At 53.3% G+C, this 23,883-nt stretch carries 20 protein-coding genes and 7 tRNA genes; 5 read left to right on the plus strand and 22 right to left on the minus strand.

Annotated elements, in window-relative coordinates; all coding sequences use genetic code 11:
- Positions 1-43 precede the first annotated feature (43 nt).
- The 6 genes from NP77_RS04390 to miaB form a co-directional block, all read right to left on the minus strand.
- Positions 44-940, minus strand: coding sequence for an amino acid ABC transporter substrate-binding protein (locus NP77_RS04390; protein WP_003854004.1), 897 nt, complete (start codon positions 938-940; stop codon positions 44-46).
- Between the two features lie 609 nt (positions 941-1,549).
- Positions 1,550-3,073, minus strand: a complete 1,524-nt coding sequence (gene lnt, locus NP77_RS04395; RefSeq protein ID WP_008925003.1) for an apolipoprotein N-acyltransferase — start codon at positions 3,071-3,073, stop codon at positions 1,550-1,552.
- Between the two features lie 4 nt (positions 3,074-3,077).
- The gene (gene corC / locus NP77_RS04400) at positions 3,078-3,959 is read right to left on the minus strand and encodes a CNNM family magnesium/cobalt transport protein CorC (protein WP_039659162.1); all 882 of its coding nucleotides are present in this window, start codon (positions 3,957-3,959) and stop codon (positions 3,078-3,080) included.
- A gap of 82 nt (positions 3,960-4,041) precedes the next feature.
- On the minus strand, positions 4,042-4,515 hold the full coding sequence (gene ybeY, locus NP77_RS04405; protein ID WP_039659164.1) for an rRNA maturation RNase YbeY: 474 nt from the start codon (positions 4,513-4,515) through the stop codon (positions 4,042-4,044).
- Positions 4,512-5,573 carry a PhoH family protein gene (locus NP77_RS04410; RefSeq protein ID WP_003853995.1) on the minus strand — a complete coding sequence of 354 codons (1,062 nt, stop codon included), beginning with the start codon at positions 5,571-5,573 and terminating at the stop codon, positions 4,512-4,514. The genes ybeY and NP77_RS04410 overlap by 4 nt, the downstream gene beginning before the upstream one ends.
- Before the next feature lie 209 nt (positions 5,574-5,782).
- The gene (gene miaB, locus NP77_RS04415; RefSeq protein WP_003853992.1) at positions 5,783-7,207 is read right to left on the minus strand and encodes a tRNA (N6-isopentenyl adenosine(37)-C2)-methylthiotransferase MiaB; all 1,425 of its coding nucleotides are present in this window, start codon (positions 7,205-7,207) and stop codon (positions 5,783-5,785) included.
- Positions 7,208-7,379: 172 nt separating this feature from the next.
- On the opposite strand from miaB, the gene ubiF reads away from it, so the two are divergent.
- A complete protein-coding gene (gene ubiF / locus NP77_RS04420) occupies positions 7,380-8,552 on the plus strand; it encodes a 3-demethoxyubiquinol 3-hydroxylase (RefSeq protein ID WP_039659165.1) in 1,173 nt (390 codons plus the stop codon).
- Positions 8,553-8,664: 112 nt separating this feature from the next.
- Here the strand turns inward: ubiF and NP77_RS04425 are convergent.
- From NP77_RS04425 to nagB, 12 genes are all read right to left on the minus strand, one after another.
- Positions 8,665-8,739, minus strand: a tRNA-Gln gene (locus tag NP77_RS04425).
- A 29-nt stretch (positions 8,740-8,768) separates the two neighbouring features.
- Positions 8,769-8,843, minus strand: a tRNA-Gln gene (locus tag NP77_RS04430).
- Positions 8,844-8,849: 6 nt separating this feature from the next.
- Positions 8,850-8,926, minus strand: a tRNA-Met gene (locus tag NP77_RS04435).
- A gap of 24 nt (positions 8,927-8,950) precedes the next feature.
- Positions 8,951-9,025, minus strand: a tRNA-Gln gene (locus NP77_RS04440).
- A gap of 35 nt (positions 9,026-9,060) precedes the next feature.
- A tRNA-Gln gene (locus NP77_RS04445) sits at positions 9,061-9,135 on the minus strand.
- A 22-nt stretch (positions 9,136-9,157) separates the two neighbouring features.
- Positions 9,158-9,242 (minus strand) — tRNA-Leu (locus tag NP77_RS04450).
- Positions 9,243-9,251: 9 nt separating this feature from the next.
- A tRNA-Met gene (locus tag NP77_RS04455) sits at positions 9,252-9,328 on the minus strand.
- Between the two features lie 218 nt (positions 9,329-9,546).
- Complete coding sequence (gene asnB, locus NP77_RS04460; protein WP_003852788.1) at positions 9,547-11,214, minus strand: asparagine synthase B; 1,668 nt, start codon at positions 11,212-11,214, stop codon at positions 9,547-9,549.
- Positions 11,215-11,522: 308 nt separating this feature from the next.
- Positions 11,523-12,275, minus strand: a complete 753-nt coding sequence (locus NP77_RS04465; protein WP_039659167.1) for an HAD-IIA family hydrolase — start codon at positions 12,273-12,275, stop codon at positions 11,523-11,525.
- Between the two features lie 39 nt (positions 12,276-12,314).
- The gene (locus NP77_RS04470) at positions 12,315-13,535 is read right to left on the minus strand and encodes an N-acetylglucosamine repressor (RefSeq protein ID WP_003852792.1); all 1,221 of its coding nucleotides are present in this window, start codon (positions 13,533-13,535) and stop codon (positions 12,315-12,317) included.
- Between the two features lie 7 nt (positions 13,536-13,542).
- Complete coding sequence (gene nagA, locus NP77_RS04475) at positions 13,543-14,691, minus strand: N-acetylglucosamine-6-phosphate deacetylase (RefSeq protein WP_039659169.1); 1,149 nt, start codon at positions 14,689-14,691, stop codon at positions 13,543-13,545.
- A 62-nt stretch (positions 14,692-14,753) separates the two neighbouring features.
- A complete protein-coding gene (gene nagB, locus NP77_RS04480) occupies positions 14,754-15,554 on the minus strand; it encodes a glucosamine-6-phosphate deaminase (RefSeq protein ID WP_003852796.1) in 801 nt (266 codons plus the stop codon).
- Positions 15,555-15,881: 327 nt separating this feature from the next.
- On the opposite strand from nagB, the gene nagE reads away from it, so the two are divergent.
- From nagE to NP77_RS04495, 3 genes are all read left to right on the plus strand, one after another.
- Complete coding sequence (gene nagE, locus NP77_RS04485) at positions 15,882-17,909, plus strand: N-acetylglucosamine-specific PTS transporter subunit IIBC (protein WP_039659171.1); 2,028 nt, start codon at positions 15,882-15,884, stop codon at positions 17,907-17,909.
- Positions 17,910-18,061: 152 nt separating this feature from the next.
- The gene (gene glnS / locus NP77_RS04490; RefSeq protein ID WP_003852801.1) at positions 18,062-19,729 is read left to right on the plus strand and encodes a glutamine--tRNA ligase; all 1,668 of its coding nucleotides are present in this window, start codon (positions 18,062-18,064) and stop codon (positions 19,727-19,729) included.
- Between the two features lie 234 nt (positions 19,730-19,963).
- The gene (locus NP77_RS04495) at positions 19,964-20,359 is read left to right on the plus strand and encodes a hypothetical protein (protein WP_003852803.1); all 396 of its coding nucleotides are present in this window, start codon (positions 19,964-19,966) and stop codon (positions 20,357-20,359) included.
- 64 nt (positions 20,360-20,423) lie between these two features.
- On the opposite strand, the gene fur is transcribed toward NP77_RS04495, so the two are convergent.
- The 4 genes from fur to ybfF form a co-directional block, all read right to left on the minus strand.
- Positions 20,424-20,867 (minus strand): ferric iron uptake transcriptional regulator, encoded by a 444-nt coding sequence (gene fur / locus NP77_RS04500; protein WP_003852805.1) that lies wholly within the window; start codon positions 20,865-20,867, stop codon positions 20,424-20,426.
- 348 nt (positions 20,868-21,215) lie between these two features.
- On the minus strand, positions 21,216-21,746 hold the full coding sequence (fldA, locus tag NP77_RS04505; protein ID WP_003852808.1) for a flavodoxin FldA: 531 nt from the start codon (positions 21,744-21,746) through the stop codon (positions 21,216-21,218).
- A gap of 132 nt (positions 21,747-21,878) precedes the next feature.
- Positions 21,879-22,154 (minus strand): LexA regulated protein, encoded by a 276-nt coding sequence (ybfE, locus tag NP77_RS04510; RefSeq protein ID WP_003852811.1) that lies wholly within the window; start codon positions 22,152-22,154, stop codon positions 21,879-21,881.
- Between the two features lie 168 nt (positions 22,155-22,322).
- Positions 22,323-23,087 (minus strand): esterase, encoded by a 765-nt coding sequence (ybfF, locus tag NP77_RS04515; RefSeq protein WP_003852814.1) that lies wholly within the window; start codon positions 23,085-23,087, stop codon positions 22,323-22,325.
- A gap of 250 nt (positions 23,088-23,337) precedes the next feature.
- Here ybfF and seqA point away from each other — a divergent pair, with 250 nt between their 5' ends.
- Complete coding sequence (gene seqA, locus NP77_RS04520) at positions 23,338-23,883, plus strand: replication initiation negative regulator SeqA (RefSeq protein ID WP_008925010.1); 546 nt, start codon at positions 23,338-23,340, stop codon at positions 23,881-23,883.

A 23,883-nucleotide genomic window follows, 5' to 3' on the forward strand; every position in this document is an offset into this window, starting at 1 on the left:
CTGCCGACTCAATGTGACCTGAAATCCATTGGGTATTTTTTTGTTAATTGAGTGCTTTGTCGTTTGGCGTTTTGAACAGCGCTTTCATGTCATCAGACAGCTCAAAGTTCATGTTCAGATTCTTAGGCGGAATAGGCTTTTTGAACCAGGTATCGAACCATTTTTCTGCCTGACCCGACGTCTGGGCTTTGGCGATGGTTTCATCTACCAGCGCTTTGAACTGCGGATCATCTTTACGCAGCATGCAGCCATAGGCCTCTTTAGACTGTGGCGTGCCTAAAATTTCCCAGTTGTCCGGCTTTTTGGCTTTAGCGCGTTCGCCAGCCAGCAGGGCATCATCCATCATAAAGGCCACGGCACGGCCGGTTTCCAGTGTACGGAACGAGTCGCCATGATCTTTTGCGCTGATGATGCGCATATCCAGTTTTTGTTCATCGTTGAGTTTGTGCAGCAGCACTTCAGACGTGGTCCCTGAGGTTACCACCACGGTTTTGCCTTTCAGGTCGGCGAAATCTTTGATCGGGCCATCTTTCTTAACCAGCAGACGGGTGCCAATAACAAAAATGGTGTCAGAGAAAGCCGCCTGTTTCTGGCGCTCAAGGTTATTGGTGGTGGAGCCACACTCATAATCGTAGGTGCCGTTTTGCAGCAGTGGAATACGGTTTTGTGAGGTGATTGGAATCATTTTGACCTGCAGGTCAGGCTTGTTCAGCTTCGCTTTGATGGCTTCCACAATGGCGTTTGAGTAATCCTGTGAATAGCCGACGACTTTTTGCTGGTTGTCATAATAAGAAAAGGGAACTGATGATTCGCGATGCCCGACCACAATGACGCCATTGTCATTGATTTTCTTCAGGGTGCCGCTGAGATCTTCCGCCTGGGCCGCTCCCGCCGCTGCACCGATCAGCAGAAGAGATAATGCCACTTTGCGTAGTTGCATGTTCCAACTCCTTCGTATGAAAAAGGCACAGGATATAACCTGCGCTGATTATGATGTTGTGTCTGTTTTGTGCTGCGTTTCTGCTCATTCTGCGGATTAAATGGGCGCAGAAGAGTCACTAACATAGCGGATTGTTAACGCAATGAAACAAAAAAGTTTCTTTTTTGCGAGGTGATCCGCACCAAAAAAAGGCAAATTTCTCACACTGCGCGTTTACGGTGCAGGAGGTGCGACAGTTTTGGTGCAATCCGCCTCGCGGCAGCGTCTGCAATCAGGCCGTTAGCGAAAAACAGTGAAACATTTTGCAATCATCGTGCCAGAAAGCGGTGCAGGGTGAGAAAGGCAGCAGAGTATGCGGTCAGGGAGTGGGAGTATCAGAAAATAACAAGGAGAAAAGGCGAAACTTGCACCTCGCACCTACGGCAGACAAACGTCAAGCGAGGGGAGCTTTCGCCTGTAGCAGCGCATCGCGGGCCATAGATGGCCCGCGATGCGCAAGGCAGGGATGGCGGTGTTTGCGTCTCTGCGTAAGGCGTTTACTCCCTGAGCACCGCGCGTTTTCAACAACCTCAGGCGAAGCATTCGCTTCGCCATGACGCCTCTGCGCTGTTATCGGCGTCGGCGCAGCAGGGCAATCAACGCCGCCAGCAGCGTCAGTGACCAGACAGGCCAGATGCCAGCCCGCGCGTACGGGGTTTCTCCCTGCGTAGGCGTAACTTTGCTGGTCAGGACATCGCGCGTAAATTGCGGCAGCATGGCTTCCACATCACCACTGGCATTCACCACTGCAGTTACGCCATTGTTGGTACTGCGCAACAGCGGACGACCCAGTTCCAGCGCCCGCATCCTCGCCATCTGGAAGTGCTGCCACGGGCCGATAGAGTGGCCAAACCAGGCATCGTTCGAAACGGTCAGCAGGAAGTTGGTGTCGGGATGGAAGTTGGCCCGCACCTGTTCACCCAGCACGATCTCATAACAAATGGCGCTGGTCAGGTTATAGCCCGCCACGCGGAGTTGCGGCTGGAGATAGTTGCCACGGCTGAACGCCGACATCGGCAGATCAAAGAACGGAGCCAGCGGACGCAGCAGATCGGCCAGCGGCACAAATTCGCCAAATGGCACCAGGTGATTTTTCTGGTAACGATTGCCGCTGAAGTAGTTGTACGGCGTCTTGCCACCCAGCACGATCACGGTGTTGTAATCGTGATAGCGGTTCTGCTCCAGTCGGGAGTCTACGATACCCGTGACCAGCGAACTGCCGCGTTCACGCAGTTCATCATCCAGTGAATGCAGGAACGGCTGCTGATTACTTTCCAGATCGGTAATCGCCGATTCAGGCCAGATAATAATCGGCGCTTTGCCCATGAGCGGCTGGCTCAGACCGTGATAAATGCGCAGGGTGTTGAGCAGTTGCTGCGGATCCCACTTCATCGACTGCGGGATGTTTCCCTGCACCAGCGCCACTTCGACGGCACGCTCGGGCATCGGCTGAACCCACTGGATATAGCGCAACGGCCACGGCAGGGCCAGCAGCAGCAATGCTGCGACCAGACTTCTGACGTTGCGCTGCTGCAGGGCATATGCCAGCAGGCCAGCCACCACCATCAGCAGGAAGGTCAGGGTCTCGACCCCCGCCAGCGGGGCCAGACCTTTTAACGGGCCGTCAATCTGGCTGTAGCCAAACTGCAGCCATGGAAAGCCGGTCAGCACCCAGCCGCGCAGGAATTCCGTGATCTGCCACAAAGCCGGTGCGGCCAGCGCCAGTCGCCACAGCGTTGTGCGCGGCCAGATGCGATTCAGTACACCGGCAAACAGCGCCGGGTAGATCGCCAGATACGCCGCCAGCAATGCCACGATAAAGACATTCACCGGGCCAGGCATGCCACCAAAGGTGGCGACACTGACGTAAACCCAGTTGATGCCGCTGCCGAATAAGCCCACTCCCCAGACAAAACCGATTGCCGCAGCCTGCGGACTTGAGCGGTTCAGGGTCAGGAGCTGTAAGCCGCACAGCGACAGCAGGGCGGCGGGCCAGAAATCGTAAGGAGAGAAGGCGAGGGTGCCCAGCGCACCCGTCATTAAAGCCAGCAGCAGGCGAACCCGCTGGCGCGGGTAGAGTGAGGCTAAAGCCATAGACTTATTCGTCTTCCAGTTGAGGTTGTGGCGAGTTTTCCGGAATGGTCACGTGAACCTGGATAATGCGGCGGCTGTCAGCCATTGCTACCTTGAACTGGTAACCCTCAATCTCAATGCTTTCACCGCGCGCGGGCAGATGGCCGAAGCCCTGCATCACCAGACCACCAATGGTATCGACTTCATCGTCACTGAACTGCGTGCCAAACAACTCATTGAAATCTTCAATGGCGGTCAGAGCGCGCACCGTAAAGGTGTGACGGTTGAGCTGACGGATATCACGATCTTCTTCATCGTCATACTCATCTTCAATCTCACCGACAATCAGCTCCAGAATATCTTCAATGGTCACCAGACCAGAGACACCACCAAACTCATCGATAACGATCGCCATGTGGTAGCGCTGGGAGCGGAACTCTTTCAGCATCCGGTCAACGCGCTTACTTTCAGGCACAACCACCGCAGGACGCAGGACTTTCTCAATGCTGAAAGGCTCAGATTCGCTGCTCATAAACGGCAGCAGATCTTTCGCCATCAGAATCCCTTCCACATGATCTTTATCTTCGCTGATCACCGGGAAGCGGGAATGGGCGGATTCGATAATGACATCCAGACACTCTTCGAGGCTCTGATTACGTTTCAGGGTGATCATTTGCGAGCGCGGGATCATGATGTCACGCACGCGCTGCTCCGCAATATCCAGAACCCCTTCGAGCATGTCGCGGGTGTCCTGGTCAATCAGCTCTTTGTTATTCGAGTCGCGGATCAGCTCCAGTAGCTCATCACGGCTTTTCGGTTCACCGTGAAAAAGTTGGTTGATCAACAGGGAGAAAAATCCCTTTTTACTACTGGGTGCATCGCTGTTTTGAGAATGGTCGTCGCTCATGGCGGTTTTTATAGATCTCTCTGGTGAGGAATAGGTGCTGTCAGCAAACCGTGCTGACAGCCGGATAGCCAGAATTCGGGATTCAGGCGTCTTCTTTCTCCGAAATGTACGGATCAGGATACCCAAGAGCAAGCATTATCTCGGTCTCCAGTCCTTCCATCTCGTCCGCTTCGTCGTCTTCAATATGGTCGTAACCCAGCAGATGCAGCGTGCCGTGTACCACCATATGCGCCCAGTGGGCTTCAACGCTTTTGCCCTGTTCTGCGGCTTCCTGCTCAACCACCTGGCGGCAGATGATCAGATCGCCCAGCAGAGGTAACTCGATGCCCGGTGGTGCTTCAAACGGGAAGGAGAGAACATTTGTCGGCTTGTCTTTGCCGCGATAAGTCAGATTTAACTCATGACTCTCCGCTTCATCGACCAGACGGACGGTGACTTCGCTTTCGGGCTGAAAAGGGGTAACAGCCGCGGAAAGCCAGCGATGAAACAGGCTTTCATCCGGCAGATCCGCCGTGTTCTCACAGGCGACCTGCAGGTCGAGAATGACCTCACTCATTTGCTCTCCTGCGAGGTGCTCTGTGCAGCCAGTGCTTCACGTTTACGCTCTTCAGCCTGCTGATCGCGACGGGTCTGATCGGCCGCTTCCCAGGCTTCATAGGCGGTAACAATGCGGGCAACCACCGGATGGCGCACCACATCTTCACTGTGGAAGAAGTTAAAGCTAATCTCTTCAACGTCTGCCAGCACTTCAATGGCATGCCGCAGGCCCGACTTAACGTGACGTGGCAGGTCAATCTGGGTGACGTCGCCGGTAATTACCGCTTTGGAGTTAAAGCCGATGCGCGTCAGGAACATCTTCATCTGCTCGATGGTGGTGTTCTGGCTCTCATCAAGAATGATAAATGCATCGTTCAGGGTACGACCACGCATGTAAGCCAGCGGAGCCACCTCAATAACGTTGCGCTCCATCAGCTTTTCTACCCGCTCAAAACCGAGCATTTCAAATAGGGCATCGTAGAGCGGACGCAGATATGGGTCGACTTTCTGGCTCAGATCGCCAGGCAGGAAGCCGAGTTTTTCACCCGCTTCGACGGCAGGGCGCGTCAGCATGATGCGGCGAATCTCCTGACGCTCCAGGGCATCCACTGCGGCTGCCACCGCCAGATAGGTTTTACCGGTACCCGCCGGGCCGACGCCAAAGGTGATGTCATGGTCGAGCACATTCGCGATGTACTGCGCCTGGTTTGGCGTGCGTGGCTTAATCACACCACGCTTGGTCTTGATATTGACCGCTTTACCGTACTCCGGCACGCTTTCGGCGGTTTGTTCCAGTACCCGGCTCTCTTTGATGGCCAGGTGAATCTGGTCCGGCTCAATATCCGGGATCTCACCACGCATCGGCGCGGTGTCGACATAGAGGGTTTTCAGAATATCTGCGGCGGCATTGACGCACAGTGGACGTCCCACCAGCTTAAAGACATTGTCGCGACGATTGATCTCAATGCCCAGACGACGCTCAAGCTGTTTCACATTATCGTCGAACGGCCCGCACAGGCTCATCAGTCGACGGTTATCAGCCGGTTCAAGGGCGATTTCACGAGTTTCGATATTCAAACGAATCCTTTGGGTCACTCAGGGCCAGTTATGGGATGTGTCTGACGCACCGTTGGGCTTAACCGTGTGCACCATAACGAAATTATTTATGCCGTAACGCCTGGGCGCAAGCTTAAGGAGAGATATTTGGGCGACACTTTCATAAACCAAGTGTCGCGGCGTGAAATTGGCGGCAACGCGCTGCGCGCTGCCGCCCGGTAGTGCAGGGATCACGGCTGGAACAGGCTCACGCCGATTTCGTTTTCTTTGCGGGTACGGGCAATCACAGAGGCCGGGCTTTCCGCCATACGCAGGCCCATCTCTTCTTCGGTACGCACCAGTTTGCCGCGCAGCGAGTTGGTGTAGACATCGACAATTTCAACATCCACAAAACGGCCAATCATCTCAGGCGAGCCTTCGAAATTAACCACACGGTTATTTTCGGTGCGGCCGGAAACTTCCATGACGTTCTTGCGGGAGATGCCTTCTACCAGAATACGCTGCACGGTGCCCACCATGCGGCGACTGATCGCCTGCGCCTGCTGGTTAATGCGGTCCTGGAGGATCCACAGACGCTGCTTTTTCTCCTCTTCGCTGACATCATCCGGCAGGTCAGCGGCTGGCGTGCCAGGACGGGCAGAGTAGACAAAGCTGAAGCTGACATCGAAATTGATCTCGGCGATAAGCTTCATGGTCTGCTCGAAATCCTGCTGCGTTTCACCCGGGAAGCCGATGATGAAGTCAGAACTGATCTCAATATCGGGCCGCGCTGCGCGCAGCTTGCGGATAATCGCCTTATATTCCAGCGCGGTGTGCGCACGCTTCATCAGCGTCAGAATACGGTCCGATCCACTCTGAACGGGCAGATGCAGGAAACTCACCAGCTCCGGGGTATCGCGGTAGACCTCGATAATGTCGTCAGTAAACTCAATCGGGTGGCTGGTGGTGAAACGAATACGGTCGATACCGTCGATAGCAGCGACCAGGCGCAGCAGCTCGGCGAAGGTACAGATCTCACCGTCAAAGGTGGCGCCACGATACGCGTTGACGTTCTGGCCAAGCAGGTTAACTTCACGCACACCCTGCGCCGCCAGCTGCGCGATTTCCAGCAAAATGTCATCGCTGGGACGGCTCACTTCCTCGCCGCGTGTGTAAGGAACCACGCAGAAAGTACAATATTTGTTGCAGCCTTCCATGATAGAAACAAAGGCTGTGGGACCTTCTGCGCGCGGATCCGGCAGGCGATCGAATTTCTCAATTTCCGGGAAACTGATGTCGACCACCGGACTTTTGGTGCCGCGCACGGTGTTAATCATTTCCGGCAGACGATGGAGTGTCTGCGGACCAAAAACGATATCGACGCAGGGAGCACGCTGGCGAATATGGTCCCCTTCCTGCGACGCGACGCAGCCGCCAACGCCGATAATGACATCCGGATTGCGCTCTTTGAGTTTTCTCCAGCGTCCCAGCAGGTGGAACACTTTCTCCTGCGCTTTTTCACGAATAGAACAGGTGTTAAGCAGCAGGATATCCGCCTCTTCAGGGACCTCGGTCAGCGTGTAGCCGTGCGTCGTGTTCAGCAGATCAGACATCTTGGATGAATCATACTCATTCATCTGACATCCCCAGGTTTTGATATGCAGTTTTTTTGTCATCGCGCTAGCCATTGATTCAGTGCAGTGAAGTGAGGGGCGCGTATTGTAATGCTTTGATGCTGTTGTGACCAGCCTGAGGGCTTTTCTGCCAGCCTTCGGGTTTTCCGGTACACTTTGCTCTATTCAGACCCGTGTTGCGCAGGCTGGCGGGAATAAGAGAGGGATATAAGCAATGCAGGATAATCAGTTTGATGTCGTGATTGTCGGCGGTGGCATGGTCGGTGCTGCGCTGGCCTGTGGACTGACACAGCAACATTTTCGCGTGGCGGTCATTGAGCGTGCCGAACCCGCTCCATTTGAGGCCGATAGCGATCCCGATTTGCGAATTTCAGCGATCGGATCCTCCTCGGTGGCGTTACTGAAGCAACTTAACGTCTGGCCGCGGGTAGACGCGATGCGCAGCGCGCCCTATCGCCGGCTGGAAACCTGGGAGTGGCAAGCGGCGCAGGTAAGTTTTGATGCTGCCTCGCTGGGCTTACCTGAACTGGGTTTTATGGTTGAGAACAGCGTGCTTCAGCGGGCGTTGTGGGAGGAGATGCAGTCGCTGGGCGTGACCTGCTATTGTCCGGCCACGCTGGAAAATCTGCAGCCAGAAAATGGCGGCTGGCGCGTTGATCTTAACGACGGCGTGGCCTTACACACCCGGCTGGTGGTTGGCGCAGATGGTGCGAACTCACAGGTGCGGCAGATGGCCGGCATCGGGATTCATGGCTGGAGCTATGCGCAGTCCTGTTTACTGATCAGCGTGACCTGCGAACATCCGGCAGGAGATGCGACCTGGCAGCACTTTACGCCGCAGGGGCCGCGCGCCTTCCTGCCGCTGTATGGCAATCGCGCCTCGCTGGTCTGGTACGACGCGCCTGCAAGAGTGCGCCAGCTACAGGCGATGCCGATGGCCCAGCTGGAAAAAGAGATTGCCAGCCACTTCCCGGCGCGGCTGGGACGTTTCAAAGCCCATGCGGCAGGGGGTTTTCCGCTGGTGCGTCGCCATGCTTCACGCTATGTCCTGCCAGGACTGGCGCTGGTTGGCGATGCCGCGCATACCATTAACCCGCTGGCCGGGCAGGGCGTGAATCTTGGCTATCGCGATATTGATGCGTTGATTGAGGTGCTGGTCAGCGCACGCGGTGCGGCGGAAGACTGGGCGTCAGAGCGGATATTGCAGCGCTATCACCGGCAGCGTCGTAAAGACAATATGCTGATGCAGGGCGGAATGGATCTCTTTTACTTTGCTTTCAGCAATCAGCTGGCACCACTGCGCTTCGCGCGTAATCTCGGACTGATTGCTGCCGAGCATTCCGGTGTCCTGAAGCGACAGGTATTACGATACGCACTGGGTTTATAGACCATTGCGCATTGAGGCTCGCCGCAGGGCGGGCCGGCAATCAGGAAGCGTGGAACGTTTCAGAAGGGACAAAAACAACAAAGCCCGCAAAAGCGGGCCTGGTTGTGCAATTTGGCTGGGGTGCAGGGATTCGAACCCCGGAATGCTGGTATCAGAAACCAGTGCCTTACCGCTTGGCGACACCCCAATAATGGTGTTTTTCAAATTGTCTTTGTATGGCTGGGGTGCAGGGATTCGAACCCCGGAATGCTGGTATCAGAAACCAGTGCCTTACCGCTTGGCGACACCCCAATTATATGGTGGCTACGACGGGAATCGAACCTGTGACCCCAGCATTATGAGTGCTGTGCTCTAACCAGCTGAGCTACGTAGCCTAATTGTACTGCATTTTTCAATGATGGCTGGGATACCTGGATTCGAACCAGGGAATGCCGGTATCAAAAACCGGTGCCTTACCGCTTGGCGATATCCCATTCGTCCGTTCTCAGCATACAAGAATCATCGAAATTGGCTGGGATACCTGGATTCGAACCAGGGAATGCCGGTATCAAAAACCGGTGCCTTACCGCTTGGCGATATCCCATCCACGCTGCCGAATAATGAAATGGTGCGGGAGGCGAGACTTGAACTCGCACACCTTGCGGCGCCAGAACCTAAATCTGGTGCGTCTACCAATTTCGCCACTCCCGCAAAAAAAGATGGTGGCTACGACGGGAATCGAACCTGTGACCCCAGCATTATGAGTGCTGTGCTCTAACCAGCTGAGCTACGTAGCCATCTTTTTTTCGCGTTACCTTCATCGGCGTTGCGGGGCGCATTATGCGGAGTTGACCAGACAGCGTCAACAAGTTTTTTACCGTTTTTTGCCAGATAATTGCTGTTTGACTGGCTTATAACCAGCCTGGCGGTTTATTCGGCAATTTTTCAGTGAATACAACGCTAATCGTAAAAAAAATGGGCCGCAGCGGGCCCATTCTGACGGCTCTCTGCCTGCTTATTTGTAAGCTGACTGATGCACACCGACGGCACGTCCGGATGGATCGTCCATGTTTTTAAACGCTTCATCCCACTCAATTGCTTTGGCAGAAGAGCAGGCGACCGATGGACCACCAGGCACACATTCTGCCGCGCTCGCTAATGGGAACAGCTCTTCGAAGATCTCACGATAAAGATACGCTTCTTTCGAACCTGGCGTGTTGAACGGGAAACGGAAGTGGGCGGTTGCCAGCTGCTGATCGCTGATTTGCTTCGCCGCGACTTCTTTCAGTGAGTCGATCCAGCTGTACCCCACGCCATCCGAGAACTGCTCTTTCTGACGCCACGCCACGCTCTCTGGCAGGTAAGAGGAGAAACATTCACGCAGAATGTGCTTCTCCATTTTACCGTTGCTGCCACACATTTTGTCGGCCGGGTTAATCCGCATCGCCACATCCAGGAATTTTTTATCCAGGAAGGGTACACGTGCCTCAACGCCCCAGGCTGACATCGCTTTGTTAGCACGGGCGCAGTCGAACATATGCAGCGCCTGCAGTTTACGCACGTTTTCTTCGTGGAACTCTTTGGCGTTTGGCGCCTTATGGAAATAGAGATAGCCGCCGAAGACTTCATCTGCGCCTTCGCCAGACAGCACCATCTTAATGCCCATCGCTTTGATTTTACGCGACATTAAGTACATCGGCGTAGAGGCGCGAATAGTAGTGACGTCATAAGTTTCAATGTGATAAATCACATCCCGAATCGCATCCAGTCCTTCCTGAACGGTGAAATGAATTTCGTGGTGCACGGTGCCCAGATGTTCCGCTACGGTTTTCGCCGCTTTTAAATCGGGTGAACCTTCCAGTCCGACTGCGAAGGAGTGCAGTTGCGGCCACCAGGCATCACTTTTGTCCTGATCCTCAACCCGCTTTGCTGCAAAACGCTTGGTCACAGCTGAAATGATGGAGGAGTCCAGACCGCCTGACAGCAGCACACCGTAAGGTACATCTGACATCAGGTGGCTTTTCACGGACTCTTCCAGCGCATGCTTCAGGCCAGCGGCGTCGGTGGTGTTGTGCTCAACGTTTTTGTATTCCATCCAGTCACGCTGCCAGTAACGACGGATTTCACCATCGGTGCTGGAGAGATAGCTTCCCGGCGGGAATTCTTTGATAGAACGGCAGGCTGGCACCAGCGCTTTCATTTCTGAAGCAACAAACAGGTTGCCGTGCTCATCGTTACCCATATAGAGCGGGATGATGCCAATGTGGTCGCGACCAATCAGCCAGGTTTTTTTAACGGTGTCATAGAGGATAAAGGCGAACATGCCTTCCAGCTCGTCGAGGAAATCGACACCTTTCTCCTGATAGAGCGCCAGAATGACTTCACAGTCAGAGCCGGTCTGAAATTCGTAGCGATCGCTGAGTTCAGCGCGCAGTGCCTGATGGTTGTAAATTTCGCCGTTAACCGCCAGTACGTGGGTGTGATCGGCGTTGTACAGCGGCTGTGCGCCATTGTTAACGTCAACAATTGAGAGGCGTTCATGCGCCAGAATAGCATGATCATCGGCGAAGACGCCTGACCAGTCCGGGCCGCGATGACGCATTAAGCGTGAACATTCCAGCGCTTTTTTGCGCAGCTCAACAGGATCGGTTTTCAGATCCAGCACACCAAAAATTGAACACATAACTGACTCCTGAGCTCACCTTACGGCGATGTTATCTTTTACGTTTGTCCGGCAGCCTGTCGCTGCGTGATACATAAGAAAATGCGCTATTTAGTGCATTCAACGCAAGAGGAATCGTGATTTACTGATAAAAATATTGTTCGCATGGCAATAATTTTGAATAAACGATAATTTAAACGTTGTTTTGTTGATGGATCAGCAATGGAATGGCTTTTGTGAACAAAAAACAGGCAGTGAAACCCGCGGGAACAGGGGAAAAAAAGGGGGACGCATCACAGATTAGCCGGATGCGTCATAAGAGAAATGAATCAGAACAGGTCAATATCGGCAACAGAAGGGTAGATCCAGTCCGGGCGGAACGGCATAGCATCAATATCCGTCAGCGTGGAGACGCCAGAGAGAACCAGCACCGTCTCCAGACCCGCCTGAAAACCGGCCAGAATATCGGTTCGCAGATTGTCGCCAACAATGACCGTCTCTTCAGAGTGAGCCTGCATTTTGTTCAGCGCGGCGCGCATGATGTAGGGGCTGGGTTTGCCAACAACAAACGGGCGACGACCAGAGATTTTCTCGATACCCGCACAGAGCGCGCCACAGGCAGGAATAAAACCGCGCGCATGCGTATCCGGGTTAGTAGCAATGAAGCGAGCGCCGCTAGCCACGAAAAAAGCCGCTTTATGCATCATGTCCCAGTTAAACGAGCGTGTCTCACCGACAATCACGAAGTCGGGATTCACATCAGTAATCGTAAAGCCCGCTTTGTAGAGTTCGTGAATCAGCGCGCCCTCACCAATGACATAGGCCTTTTTGCCTTCCTGACGGCGCAGGAAATCGGCTGTGGCCATTGCCGAGGTATAGAAAACGGATTCAGGAACCTCAACACCGGCCGAGGCAAAACGGTTAGCCAGATCCTGCTCGGTTTGCGAGGGATAGTTTGTCAGCACCACCAGCGGCATCTCTTTGGCCAGAATGCGCTGTAAAAATTCCTGCGCGCCGGGAATGGCCGTGTTGTCGTGCATCAGCACGCCATCGATATCACAAATTACGCTTTTAATGGTCATAGTCAGATCCGATGTGGCCCGCCACAGCAGCGGGTTAGCTTAGTCTTCAAGAAGATGTTGCAGCAGAATGCCGTTAAGCATGGCACGTTTGGCGAGCGCAAACGCGCCAATGGCAGAACGATGATCCAGGGTGGAGCGCACAACCGGCAGATTTTTGCGAAAGGCGGCTAAGGCCTGGGTATTGATACAGCCTTCGATAGCGGGCAGCAGCACTTTTTCGGCCTCTGTGATCTCACCCGCCAGCACCACTTTTTGTGGATTAAACAGGTTGATTGCGATTGCGATCGCTTTGCCAAGATAACGGCCCACATGCTCGATCACTTCACACGCCAGCGCATCACCCTGATTGGCCGCTTTGCAGATATGAGACATCTGGCTCGCCTCCAGCGTCAGCGTGCTGGGATGGCCCTGACTCAACAGATGTCGCACCCGATTTTCAATGGCGCCGTTGGCGGCAATGGTTTCAAGGCAGCCAAAGTTGCCGCAGTGGCAGCGTTCACCAAGGGGATCGACCTGAATATGGCCGATCTCGCCGACGTTGCCGTTGCTGCCAAGAAAGATATGGCCGTTAGCAATAATGCCGGCACCGGTGCCACGGTGTAAGCGCACCAGAATTGAGTCTGCACAGTCGCGGCTTGCACCGAAGTAGTGCTCGGCCAGGGCCAGACTGCGGATATCGTGGCCGACAAAGCTCGTGACGTTGAAACGTTTTTTCAGGCTGGCGACCAGCGGCCAGTGGCTGACGGAAATATGCGGCATATAGCGGATGACGCCGTTAATCGGATCGACCAGCCCTGGCAGGATAACGGAAATCGCGATCAGCTCGCGTATTTTGCGCTGGTGCTGCTCAATGAAGCTGCTGATAGCGTTAAACAGCGCATGTTCCAGCGTCTCCTGAGTGCGCTCCGGCAGGGCGTAATCTTCCTGTGCCAGTGATTTACCACTGAGGTCGAACAGGGTCAGGGTGGCATCATTGCGTCCGAGACGGACGCCGATGGTATGGAAATGGCGGGTTTCAGTAATAATCGAAATGGCGCGGCGACCACCGGTAGAGGCCTGCTGGTCTACCTCTTTGATCAGGCCGCGCTCAATCAACTGGCGGGTAATTTTGGTGACACTGGCGGGGGCAAGCTGACTGAGTTCAGCAATCTGAATGCGCGATATCGGCCCCTGTTGATCAATCAGCCGGTAAACCGCTGCGCTATTGAGTTGCTTAACAAGATCGACATTTCCTATTTGTGACTGGCCGCCAGTGGTCATTCAGTGCTTACTCGCTCAGGACGTCGTCTCCGTTGACAAACGTCTTAATGATTTTAAAGTCGCGCGTAAACACAGTCAGGTTCGCGATTTTTCCTGCTTCGATCGAGCCCAACTGCCTTTCCACGCCCATCGCCCGTGCCGGGTAAAGTGATGCCATGCGCAACGCTTCATCCAGTGCGATACCCACATGCTCGACGCTGTTTTGTACCGCTTCGATCATCGTCAGGGCAGAACCACTTAATGTGCCGTTTTCGTCGACACAAAGCCCATCACGATAATAGATTGTTTTGCCTGCAAAAATAAACTCGCTGATGTCAGCACCAGCGGGGGCAGTGGCATCCGTTACCAGCACCAGTTTGTCGCCTTTAATGCGCTTTGCATTCCGTACGTTAGCGTAATGTACATGTAAACCATCCGCAATAATGCCGCAGTATACATCAGGTGAATCAAACAGCGCACCGATAAGCCCGGGTTCACGGCCGGCAAATGCCGGCATGGCGTTGTAGAGGTGCGTTGCGAAACGCACGCCAGCAGAAAAACCCGCTTTCGCCTCTTCATAAGTCGCATTCGAGTGACCCGCTGAAACGATGATTCTGGCGTCTGTCAGCTGACGAATCACCTCGCTGCCGGCGTTTTCCGGTGCCAGCGTGACTTTGGTGATGACGTCTGCGTTGTCACAAAGATACTGCACCATCGCAGCATCCGGCAGGCGAATCAGCGCCGGATCGTGGGTGCCTTTTTTCGCCTTACTCAGCCAGGGCCCTTCCAGATGCAGACCCAGGGCCTGATGCTGATGTTTCTGCAGATAGGCGCGCATGGTTTCAATCGCACGCTTCATCAGGGCATCGCTGCTGGTAATCAGCGTCGGTAAAAAGCTGGTGCAGCCAGACTTCTCATTGGCGCGCTGCATCGTTTCCAGGGTTTCGATACTCAGTGCATCCAGGCTGTCATTGAACTGCACACCGCCGCAGCCGTTGAGCTGAAGATCGATAAAACCTGGCGCAATCATCGCGCCCGCCATATCCCGCTGCTCAATATTGGCCGGGAGCGATTCACGCGGGCAGACGCGTGCAATAAGCCCGTCAGCCACCACGACGGCATGATTGTCCAGAACCTCATGGCCACTGTAAATTCGACCGTTTACTAATGCGTACATCTCTTTTCTCCCGTCCTGGCCTGCTGTCACTCAGCGTAACAGCAGGGCACGACAATGTTCTGTTACACGCCTTTCATATTTTCCGCTTCCATTTCGCGGAAATATTTCACGGTTTTCACTTTCAGTTCCATGGTGGCGGGTTCATCACAGACCACCACCGATTTGGCATGCAGCTGCAGACAGCTGATTGTCCACATATGATTCACGTTGCCTTCGACCGCCGCCTGCAGTGCCTGCGCTTTAACATGGCCGGTAACCAGAATCATCACTTCTTCTGCATCCAGCAGCGTACCGACGCCCACGGTAAGGGCATATTTAGGCACCTGATCAACATCGCCGTTAAAGAAGCGAGAGTTTGCCACGCGGGTGTCATGCGTCAGGGTTTTAATGCGGGTACGGGAGGCCAGTGAAGAAGCCGGCTCGTTAAAGGCGATATGACCGTCGTTACCGACACCGCCCATAAACAGGTGAATTTTACCCAGCGTGCGAATTTTCTCTTCGTACTGACGACATTCTGCGTCAATATCCGGCGCATTACCATTCAGCAGGTTGATATTTTCCGGTTGAATATCAACGTGATCAAAGAAATTGCGATACATGAAACTGTGATAGCTTTCCGGATGCTCTTTCGGCAGGCCAACATATTCGTCCATATTGAAGGTGACGACATGCTTAAAACTGACCTGGCCCGCTTTGTGCATATCAATCAGGTGCTTGTACGCCTCCAGGGGTGTACCGCCGGTCGGCAGACCCAGAACAAAAGGTTTATCCGCCGTCGGATTAAATGCATTGATGCGGTTAACAATATGTCGGGCGGCCCATTTGCCTACCTGGGTTGGCGTCGCTAAAGGAATCAGTCTCATGTTTCACCTCATTAGAAAATGGAAAGGGGATCGCTAAACCGTTGCGTTACTCATCAGCCTGAGCAGATTTTCTATTCTCGCCACGGGCGGAGCGCAATTCAATATTTCGGATCATAAAATAAGTTTGCAGTCATTGCCAGATGTTGCCGTATGACACGATGTTTTTTAGTGATAAAAATCACATCTGGCAGGGTTTTAATTTGCGAAGCGAATTAATTTATTATTACACTTCGCTGCGTGATATGAAGTGTATTAACGATCTTTGCAGCTGACACAACAACATTAAGCAGCGCAAAGCGACAAGTCAGGCTCATAGGGGGAAGGGTTATGTTAGGTTACTTACAAAAGGTGGGGCGTGCACTGATGGTGCCGGTCGCTACCCTGCCAGCAGCAGCAATACTAATGGGGGTTGGCTACTGGATTGATCCAGACAGCTGGGGTGCAGGCAATGCGCTGGCTGCCTTACTGATCAAATCAGGTTCTGCCATCATTGAGCACATGTCAGTCCTGTTTGCGATTGGTATCGCCTATGGCATGTCAAAAGATAAAGATGGTGCGGCAGCCCTGACCGGCTTTGTCGGATTCCTGGTGGTCACCACGCTTTGCTCACCGGCCGCGGTGGCCATGATTCAGAAAATTCCTTTAGCTCAGGTACCTGCAGCGTTTGGCAAAATTGAGAATCAGTTTGTCGGTATTCTGGTCGGTATCCTGTCAGCAGAAGTCTATAACCGCTTCAGCCATGTTGAGCTGCCTAAAGCGCTCTCCTTCTTCAGCGGACGGCGGCTGGTGCCGATTCTGGTTTCGTTCCTGATGATCTTCGTCGCTTTTATCCTGATGTACATCTGGCCAGTTGTGTTTAACGGCCTGGTCAGCTTTGGTGAACACATCCAGAAGCTGGGCTCTGTCGGTGCCGGCATCTATGCCTTCTTCAACCGCCTGCTGATTCCGGTCGGTCTGCATCACGCGCTGAACTCCGTGTTCTGGTTTGACGTTGCAGGTATTAATGACATTCCTAAATTCCTTGGCGGTGCGCAGTCACTGGCTGACGGAACCGCAACCGTAGGGATTACCGGTCGTTATCAGGCGGGCTTTTTCCCGATTATGATGTTTGGTCTGCCGGGTGCAGCACTGGCTATCTACCACTGTGCGCGTCCAGAGAACCGCGTCAAAGTGGGGAGTATTATGCTGGCTGCTGCGTTTGCTGCCTTCTTTACGGGTATCACCGAACCGCTGGAATTCTCCTTTATGTTCGTGGCGCCGGTGCTCTATCTGATCCACGCCGTTCTGACCGGTCTCTCTGTCTTTATCGCTGCCAGTATGCACTGGATTGCCGGATTTGGTTTCAGCGCCGGGCTGGTGGATATGGTGCTGTCGACCCGTAATCCTCTCGCGACACACTGGTACATGCTGATTCCGCAGGGGCTGGTCTTCTTCGCTATCTACTATGTCGTGTTCCGCTTCACGATTAAAAAATTCAACCTGATGACGCCAGGCCGTGAGCTGGCGGTTGACGGTGATGAAAGTGATGGTTACGACGTCAACGTGGATAAAACCGACAATGGTGAAACGGCGACTGAATCACTGGCGCGCCGTTACATCAGTGCAGTGGGTGGTTCAGAGAACTTAACCAGCATCGATGCCTGTATCACCCGTCTGCGTCTTAATGTGAATGATTCCGCTCAGGTTAATGAAGGTGTGGCGAAGCGTCTTGGTGCGTCCGGCGTGATTCGTCTTAACAAACAGAGCGTGCAGATCATCGTGGGCACCCAGGCAGAAAGCATCGCCTCGGCCATGAAAAAAGTGCTGACCAAGGGTCCGGTTGCTGCAGCGACAGCCAGCAGCGCACCGGCTGAGCCGGCTGTGGCACCGCAGGCGGTGCTGAACAGTGAGAAGCGTGTCATCGCAACCCTGCTGGCACCAGTCAGCGGTGAAGTCGTGGCACTGGATGATGTGCCGGATGAAGCCTTCGCCAGCAAAGCGGTGGGTGACGGTCTGGCGATCAAACCCAGCGACAAATGGGTCGTGGCACCGATAGCGGGTACGCTGGTTAAAATCTTCAACACCAATCACGCCTTCTGTCTGGAAACGGACAATGGTGTAGAGATAGTGGTACACATGGGACTGGATACCGTGGCGCTGGAAGGTAAAGGCTTTACCCGTCTGGTTGACGAGGGGGCCACCGTGGTCGCTGGTCAGCGGGTGCTGGAGATGGACCTTGAATTCCTGAACGCGAACGCCCGCTCAATGGTGAGTCCGGTCGTGGTCAGTAACAGCGATGACTTCGCAGGGCTGACATTACTGGCTCGCGGCCAGGTGGTAGCCGGTGAAACCCCGCTATACGAAGTGAAAGGCTAATCCCCGCAACAGAACCCCACAGGCAGGAAGCGATTCCTGCCTTTTTTGTTTTAAAGGCTTAACAAACGGTTGTTTCCCTCAGACGCTTTGTGGATCATACTCCGTTACTTCGTGGTACAAATCACCCGTTATTCGTATTGAGGATTTTTGAGATGAGTGAGGCTGAAGCCCGCCCAACTAACTTTATTCGTCAGATCATTGACGAAGATTTGGCGAGCGGTAAGCACAGCAGCGTGCATACCCGTTTCCCGCCAGAGCCCAATGGCTATCTGCATATTGGTCATGCGAAATCGATCTGTCTGAATTTTGGCATCGCCCAGGATTATCAGGGGCAATGCAACCTGCGTTTCGACGATACCAATCCGGTTAAAGAGGATATGGAATTTGTTGAATCCATTAAGCGTGACGTCCAGTGGCTGGGTTTTGAGTGGAGCGGTGAGGTCTGTTACTCATCAAACTATTTTGATCAGCTCTACAATTATGCCATCGAGCTGATTTCTAAAGGTCTGGCTTACGTTGATGAACTCAGTCCGGATGAGATTCGCGAATATCGCGGCACCCTGAAAGAGCCTGGCAAAAACAGCCCTTATCGCGATCGCAGCGTGGAAGAGAACCTGGCGCTGTTTGAGAAAATGCGCAACGGTGAGTTTGCCGAAGGCAGCGCCTGTCTGCGTGCCAAAATCGACATGGCCTCTAGTTTCATCGTGATGCGTGATCCGGTGCTGTACCGCATCAAGTTCGCAGAACACCACCAGACGGGTAACAAGTGGTGCATCTATCCGATGTATGACTTTACCCACTGCATCTCCGATGCGCTGGAAGGCATCACGCACTCACTGTGTACGCTGGAGTTTCAGGACAACCGCCGTCTCTATGACTGGGTGCTGGATAACATCACCATTCCGGTTCATCCGCGCCAGTACGAGTTCTCGCGTCTGAATCTGGAGTATGCGGTGATGTCGAAACGCAAACTCACTCAGCTGGTGACCGAGAAGCACGTAGAAGGCTGGGACGATCCGCGCATGCTGACCGTTTCAGGTCTGCGTCGTCGCGGTTACACCGCAGCCTCTATCCGTGAGTTCTGCCGTCGTATTGGCGTGACCAAACAGGATAACATCGTGGAGATGGCCTCGCTGGAATCCTGTATTCGCGATGATCTTAACGATAATGCACCACGTGCCATGGCGGTGCTCGATCCGCTAAAAGTGGTGATCGAAAACCTGCCAGCGGGTCACAGCGAAACCCTCACCATGCCCAATCATCCGGGTAAGCCGGAGATGGGCACGCGTGAAGTGCCGTTCAGCCGCGAGATCTGGATCGACCGTGCAGATTTCCGTGAAGAGGCGAACAAGCAATATAAACGTCTGGTGCTGGGCAAAGAAGTTCGCCTGCGCAACGCCTACGTGATTCGTGCTGAGCGAATTGCTAAAGATGAAGCGGGCAACATCACCTGTATCTATTGCACCAGCGATGTTGATACGCTGAGCAAAGATCCTGCTGATGGCCGTAAGGTCAAAGGCGTGATTCACTGGGTCTCTGCCGATCACGCGCAGCCTGCTGAGTTCCGTCTGTATGACCGCCTGTTCAGCGTGCCAAACCCGGGTGCGGCTGAGGACTTCCTGGCGGTAATCAACCCTGAGTCACTGGCGATTAAACAGGGCTTTGTGGAACCGAGCCTGCGCGATGTAGAACCGACCACACCGTTCCAGTTTGAACGTGAAGGTTATTTCTGCGCCGACAGCGTTTACTCTACGCCCTCGCAGTTGGTATTCAACCGTACCGTTGGTCTTCGTGATACCTGGACGAAAGCCGGCGAATAACGTGGTGAGGCTGACCTCATAAAATGACAAAAGGGCGATTTATCGCCCTTTTTTATTGTCCCTATTTCGACCATTACCGACGTTTGTTCTGAACTAACTGCAATCCATTAAATGCCATACTGTGAGAGAAATCTGAGTTTAAAAAAATTAATCAATTTCAGGATGTGAATTAGCAGCTTTCAGGTAGGCTATGCGCTCTCAGAGGTCGCACAGCGGGTTACAGAAGGAAAAAATATGACCGTTCTCGCCCAGGAAGCCAAACACAGTGTCGTCGTTTTACATCAGCTCATTGAACGTATTTTTAATAAGCCCGCCGGATCAGACGACAGTTTTGAGCTGCTGATGTCCTATTTTCATCCTGAATTCCGCATGGTGACCCCTAAAGGCAAAGAGTACAATCTGAACGAGGTCGAGGATCTTTTCCGGCAGTTGCAGGGGCAGCGGGAAGGGATGCGCATTGCCACCTGCGAACATGTGATCCTCTCTCATCATGATAAAGAGATCACCGTGCAGTATCGCGAAATGCAGATGATGAATGGCAATAACAATAGCCGCATCTCGCTGGCCATTCTCGATTGCAGTAGCTCTATTCCGCGCTGGCGTTATCTGCAGGAGACGCTGGTCGCCTGACTGACAGCAGACATCAGACGAAAAAAAACCGGTGAATTCACCGGTTTTTTTATTTCAGCTCGCGTTACTGGTCGTGCAGGGTTTCATTTTCCCGGCAATCGCCCAGTGTGCAGTGTCCGTAAAGATAGAGGCTGTGGTTAGTGAGCTTGATGCCGTGGCGGGTTGCGATTTCACGCTGACGCGTTTCGATAGACTCGTCGCTGAACTCAATAACCTTGCCGCAATCCAGGCAGATCAGGTGATCGTGATGATGCTGCTGCGTCAGTTCGAAGACCGATTTGCCGCCTTCGAAATTGTGGCGCGTCACAATACCCGCGTCATCGAACTGGTTAAGCACACGGTAAACGGTAGCCAGTCCAATCTCTTCGCCGATATCAATCAGGCGTTTATACAAATCTTCCGCACTGACGTGATGGCACTCAGGTTCCTGAAGCACTTCCAGAATTTTCAGTCTGGGCAGTGTCACTTTCAGGCCAGCCTTCTTTAATGCGGTGTTGTTGTCAGTCATGCGGATTTTGTCCTGTAACTAATATTCACTTTTGTGGCTTGTCGCCTTGAATGTCGATCTACACTCATTCTCATTTGCGTCTCATTATAGAACTGAAGCGATGAAATGAAAACCAGAGGGCGTGCCTGAATCATCATGGGCTGCTGGGGAGGCGTCACCGGGCCGGGGAGAATTCTGGCAGATGTCTGTTTGTACATCGCTTAGTCTTGCCGCGTGAGAAAATAAGCGGAAGATCGATGCGGGTATTCTACAGATTAAACGGAGAAAGTTAAAAAAATGTGGCTATTATTTCTATAGGAATTTCCATTACCTCAATGTGAGCTGGCGCTCACATTGAGTCAGACACCATCACGCTTCGATGATCTCTTTCAGTTGCAGTTCATCAAAAATCTGCTTAACCCACTGATCAACTCGCTGGTTAGTCAGTTCAGGCTGACGATCTTCGTCGATAGCCAGACCCAGGAAGTGGGTATCATCCGCCAGACCTTTTGAGGCTTCGAAATGGTAGCCCTCAGTTGGCCAGTGTCCGACAATCACGGCACCGTGTGGCTCAATAATGTCGCGGATAGTGCCCATCGCATCACAGAAGTACTCTGCGTAATCTTCCTGATCGCCGCAGCCAAACAACGCCACCAGCTTGCCATTAAAGTCGATCTCTTCCAGCGTCGGGAAGAAGTCATCCCAGTCACACTGTGCTTCACCGTAGTACCAGGTTGGAATACCCAGCAGCAGGATATCAAATGCTTCCAGATCTTCTTTTGTGCTTTTCGCGATGTCATGCACTTCTGCAACGTCTGAACCCAGCTGTTTCTGGATCATTTTTGCAATGTTTTCGGTATTACCGGTATCGCTGCCAAAGAAGATGCCTACGAGTGCCATGAGTAAAATAACCTCTTAAATCCTGATGATGAGATGTGTGCCGCAGCACATTTCAGCGAATAATAGCAGACGAGAGAAAACCGGTGAACGGTTAAAGCCCCGACATTTGCTCCTGCGTGCGATTTGCCCGCATCAATCCAGTTTGAGCTGCGCCAGCAGCATCTGTTCAATCAGTTCGCTGCGGCTGAGATTACGCTGTTCTGCCAGCGTATTAAGTGCATCGACGGCTTCACTGTTCATTTTCAGTTCGACACGACGAAGTCCGCGTCCTTTGTCACGTTTAAGCTGGTTGCGCTTGTTGATGCGCAGCTGTTCATCACGCGAAAGCGGACTGGTTTTGGGTCGACCGGGGCGGCGCTCATCAGCAAAGAGATCGAGCGTCGTGCGGTCAGTCTGTTCTTTTGCCATGGCTTAGTAAAACTGAATGGGGGCGGGCGCCAGACACTCACCGCGCAGATTATAAATTATTGGCCATTGCCGCAGCAAAACTGACCAGCGGCAAAATTTTAGCGCGCCATCATACTTCACGCGTACTCCCGACGCCAATCCTAAACTTTTACCGCCATCTATTTGCTTTTAAAGCGCAAAAAAACGACGAATGCTGCGCAAAACGGCATCAGGTTTCTCTGCATGAACCCAGTGCCCGGCGCCGCCAATGACATGTGCCTGAGCCGCCGGAAACTGTTGAAGTAACACGTCGCGGTAGCGGTTATCCAGATAGCTTGAGTCGCCGCCACGAATAAACAACGCGGGATGATCCCAGGCAGGAACCGGCTGCCAGCCAGAAATCGTGGTGTAGTTATCCCACAGTACCGGCACATTGAAGCGCCACTCACCCTCCTGAAATGACTTCAGCAGAAACTGGATAACCCCTTCTTCATCAATCAGCGTGCGCATAATGCGGGCTGCCTCGCTGCGGGATGAAACGCCCGCATCAGTGACGGCACGAATACCGGCAAAAATCTCATCGTGGCGGCGGGTCTGGTAGTCCACTGGTGCGATATCGATCATCACCAGTCGCTCAATGCGATCCGGCACCAGCGCGCTCATGGTCATCGCGATTTTACCGCCCATCGAGTGACCGATAACCGCGACGCGTTCGATGCCCTGTGCATCCAGCGTGTCGACCATATCCTGCGCCATTACAGCGTAGTTCATCTCGTCGGATCGTGGCGAAAGACCGTGGTTACGGACATCAACCTGCAGCAGGGGACCGGCATCTTTCAGCCCGCGCGCCAGCACACCAAGGTTATCCAGGCTGCCAAACAGACCATGGATAAGGAGGATGGGCAGGGAATCAGGAGGGGATTGTTCAGTTTGCAGACGGGCGTTCAAAATCATAGCAAAGTTCTTAAGTTTGAGACCTGAGCTTAGGTTATCATGGTTTCACCTTTTCAGGTGCGCCGGTTCCGGTGGCATTAGGACATATTCTGACTTTTGCCCGTAAACCGTTTGATTGCTAACAACCCGCCTGAATTTAACTTTATAATCCTGATGTTAGAACCCACACACCTTTTGAATTGCCTGACTATACTCAGTGCTTTTCAGGAAACAGGTGGTTCTGTCATGAGAAAGAACCGTACGGAATAAGATGAAAACGATTGAAGTTGACGAAGAGCTCTACCGTTATATTGCCAGCCATACGCAACACATTGGTGAAAGCGCATCCGACATTCTGCGTCGTATGCTGAAATTCACGGCCGGTCAGACTGCACCTGCTTCGCCTGCTCAGCCAGCGTCAAAAGAGGCAGCGAAAGAGTCCCAGGCCTCTGTGGGTTCCCGCCCGCAGGATCGTGTTCGCGCGGTGCGTGAGCTGCTGCTTTCCGATGAATATGCGGAGCAGAAGCGGGCGGTGAATCGCTTTATGCTTATTTTGTCAACGCTCTATCGTCTTGATACCGCAGCCTTTGCTGAGGCTACTGCATCGCTGCAGGGGCGTACCCGCGTCTATTTTGCAGGCGATGAGCATACGCTGTTGCAGAATGGCACCCATACTAAGCCGAAGCATGTGCCCGGCACGCCGTACTGGGTGATCACCAACACCAATACTGGTCGTAAATGCAGCATGGTTGAACACATCATGCTCTCGATGCAGTTCCCTGCGGAACTGACCGAGAAAGTTTGCGGCACCATTTAA

Origin of the sequence: Pantoea sp. MBLJ3 (genome assembly GCF_000816655.1) — a bacterium.
Classification (GTDB): domain Bacteria; phylum Pseudomonadota; class Gammaproteobacteria; order Enterobacterales; family Enterobacteriaceae; genus Pantoea; species Pantoea eucalypti.